Genomic DNA, 3044 nt, shown 5'->3' on the forward strand with positions numbered 1-3044 from the left:
ACCATTGATAGCTCGGCATGGGGAGATCCTGGCTCACTCCTTTGCCCATGATTCCGGCGCTGAGTGCCGGTGGGCACATGAGGCGATCCTTCATCACGTCGCCAAATACCTCATCGCTAGAGGGGGCGTGTTTGTGGTGCCTCCACGCCACGTAGTCGTGCGTCGCGAAGGCCCCATCCGGCCAATCGTGCAAGAGACGAAGAGCGCCGCGGCGATCGTAAGACCGGATTCGGTGGGGCTCGAAAACATCCTCGTCAAGCATCGCCCGGACATTGTTCTGGGGGTCGGAGAGCGCCGTCTATTGGTCGAGATCGCCGTTCGAAACAAGGTCAGCAGCGAAAAGCGGGCGCAACTGACAGCACGTGGGTATGCAGCGGTCGAAATTGACCTGACACGGGACCGGCCTGAGACCGTCGGCGATCTCGCGGCAATCCTTTTCGGTGATGATTCCCGAAAGCAGTGGCTGGTCAACGGAAAGCTCGATCTAGAGCGCGAGCGACTCGAGCAGGAGTGCGAGACAGCGTTCCAGGAGCAGGTGCGCGAATACGCCGAGCGTGAAGAGGCGAAGCGTGCCGGCCGGTCTCCCGTTGCACAGCTCGTACGAACTGTGCCGGCAGACGCGACGCGTTTCAAAACCCCTGACGGCTCACTTTGGATCCGATTTGTCGCCAGCAATGAAGTGTTAATCGTCGTGGAGGACGGAGCGCGGGGCATATTGGGTGAACTGCGGATAATCGCGACCATGCGCGCCGATAACGCGTTTCAGGTCTCCAAATCGACGTGGATACGCCTCCAACGCACCTATGGGGCCACCCCAATCTGAACACTCTGGAGGTTCTAGCACGTGCGCTCTAAGTAAGTCTAGGTCTTGTGTAGCTAGTGCTGGGAACGGCGGCGCTGCGCCCCCGACATAAAATGGCCGATTCGGACTGGTCCAGAGCGCAGTCCAACAAGGAGAAAACGCGATGACGACGATACCAACGCTGGAAGCCGCATGGGGCACGCTCCATGCTCACCTGCGGGCCCAGAGCTTCGACACTATCAAGGACATCGTCGGGTTGGGCGGTGTGAACCTGTACGCGCCTGCGCTGGCGCAACTGGTGCAGAAGCAGCAGAACGGCGCTACCAAGGGCCAGCTGATGGCGGCCATCGAAGGCGAACTTGGCAGGATGATGCCCGAGCAGCGCCGACACAGCGTTGTCCTAGTTGCCGAGGAATTGCTTCGCCGGGTGCCCGAGCTGCAGCCTGCATTGGCAGATGACCTCAGACGGCACGGCTGGGGTCTTGCCGATAACCGGCTCATTCCGCTGGAACTGTTTGACCCCGCCGAGTTGGGCGCGTTGCCGGAAATCCCTCGCGCTGATTTGGTGAAGGCCGCACAGCGCTTCCGGGACGGTGACTTGGGCGGCGCGATCTCGGCCGCCTGCGGTGCGGTGGACAGCGCGGTGGCGCTCGTCTACCGCCAGCACGGCCTGGGAGACCCCAACAAGGCCTCGTTCCAAGAGGGATGCAACGTCGCACTCGGGGCTGTGGCTAACTTTGACGCCCCCTTGCGCGCGCTGGGCTGGGATGACGGCACCCTCAAGCCGTTCTTACAGAATTTCAAGGGAGCCTTGAACCAGGGCGCCTACGTCATGCAGGTCCTACGCTCAAAGATGGGCGACGTGCATGGCACCAAGCCCATCCTAAAACCGCTGGTGTTCGATGCGCTGAAATGGGCGGAACTCTTCGTGCGTACCCTCACCGTCCATTGACGGCGAGCGATCATTCGGAAGCCAAGGGATAGGGATGGAGGTGAGGGTGTGAAAGACGACGATCTCACAGATGCGGAACAGGAACTCCTCGAGAGGCTACCTGGCCCCCCCGCAGTAGCGACAATCCGAGCGACCAACGTTTGGATTGTCGAGTGGCTGCATCCCGATGAGAAATGTACTGGGCGACTTCTGCACGAGTGGATGGAGGAGCGCCGACCGGGCTGGTCTGCATACCGCTCTTGCAAGAACAAGGCCGAAGTCATCGCGGCAATTGACTGCGCAACCGCGCGCACGCAGCAAACCGGAATGATCCCAGTTCTCCATCTCGAAGCCCATGGTGACGACACCGGCCTCGAAGGACCGGACGGTACCGGAGGGCGAGAATTGCTAAGCTGGGATGAGTTGACCATCCCTTTGCAACAGCTGAATCTGGTGTCGCATTGCAATCTGGTGGTCATGGTCGCAGCCTGTACTGGTTTCGCTGGGATCAAAGCATTCTGTCAAGGACCCCGTGCCCCTGCCGTTGCGCTGGTTGGCCCTGATGCCGAAGTGACGCCAACCAATTTGCTTCAAGGGACCAAGGAGTTTTATAGGCGCTGGATGGATCATGATCCCACGCTTAAGGCCATAGCGGCAAGCGCGTCTCAAGAGGCCACGACAGTTGCATTTGAATGGGAGCCATTCGTGGTGCTTGCCTTTGAGGCATTGATGAAGCGCCTCATCATCTCGAGGCGTCCTGACGAACAGCGGCGGCGGGTAGAGAGGCTGCGACAGCGATTGCTGGCAGAAGGGCAGTTGGCAGCAGCCGAAATAGAACGTCGATTGATAGCGTTACCCCTGTTCCGATCTTCGGATGAGATGCAACGTGTGTGGGATGAGATGTTCATGATTGATCTTGATCCAAGCAATCGCGAACGGTTTGGAGTTGATATGGCCGCAGTTCTAAAACTGATCTCAGAAGGATAGATACGAGAATGGACACGAACGAATTGATCAAATTGGTACCTTCGGAGGTAGTCAAAGAAGTCTATAGCGATGCGGTCGCCGACACCTTGAAGGAGGCCAGCAAGCTTGGCGTCGATTTGGTCAAGACACTACGTCTAGCGCTCTTTCCAATCCAATATGGCGCGATGTTGCAGGACCGGCTCGCGCGTCATCTACGTAGTTCACTCGAACGCGTGCCGCAAGAACGGCGTATAGCTCCCGTCGAATCCATGGCGCTTCAAGTGGCAGAGAAGCTAAGGTTTCAGGAGGACGGATCACCGTTGACAGAGATGTATCTCAACTTGT

General features: G+C 58.7%; 4 protein-coding genes. All 4 read left to right on the forward strand.

Annotation, left to right across the window (positions count from 1 at the left end):
- The coding region (locus E1J61_RS35650; RefSeq protein WP_207951305.1) for a hypothetical protein at positions 1-823 on the forward strand (823 nt) is incomplete at its 5' end.
- Between the two features lie 142 nt (positions 824-965).
- A complete protein-coding gene (locus tag E1J61_RS35655; RefSeq protein WP_133098492.1) occupies positions 966-1754 on the forward strand; it encodes a hypothetical protein in 789 nt (262 codons plus the stop codon).
- A gap of 48 nt (positions 1755-1802) precedes the next feature.
- A complete protein-coding gene (locus E1J61_RS35660) occupies positions 1803-2720 on the forward strand; it encodes a hypothetical protein (protein WP_133098493.1) in 918 nt (305 codons plus the stop codon).
- A gap of 8 nt (positions 2721-2728) precedes the next feature.
- Positions 2729-3044: DUF4393 domain-containing protein (locus E1J61_RS35665; RefSeq protein WP_165971613.1), on the forward strand; the 316-nt coding region annotated here is incomplete at its 3' end.

This window comes from Cupriavidus sp. L7L, from assembly GCF_004353535.1.
In the GTDB taxonomy this organism is placed as follows: domain Bacteria; phylum Pseudomonadota; class Gammaproteobacteria; order Burkholderiales; family Burkholderiaceae; genus Cupriavidus; species Cupriavidus oxalaticus_A.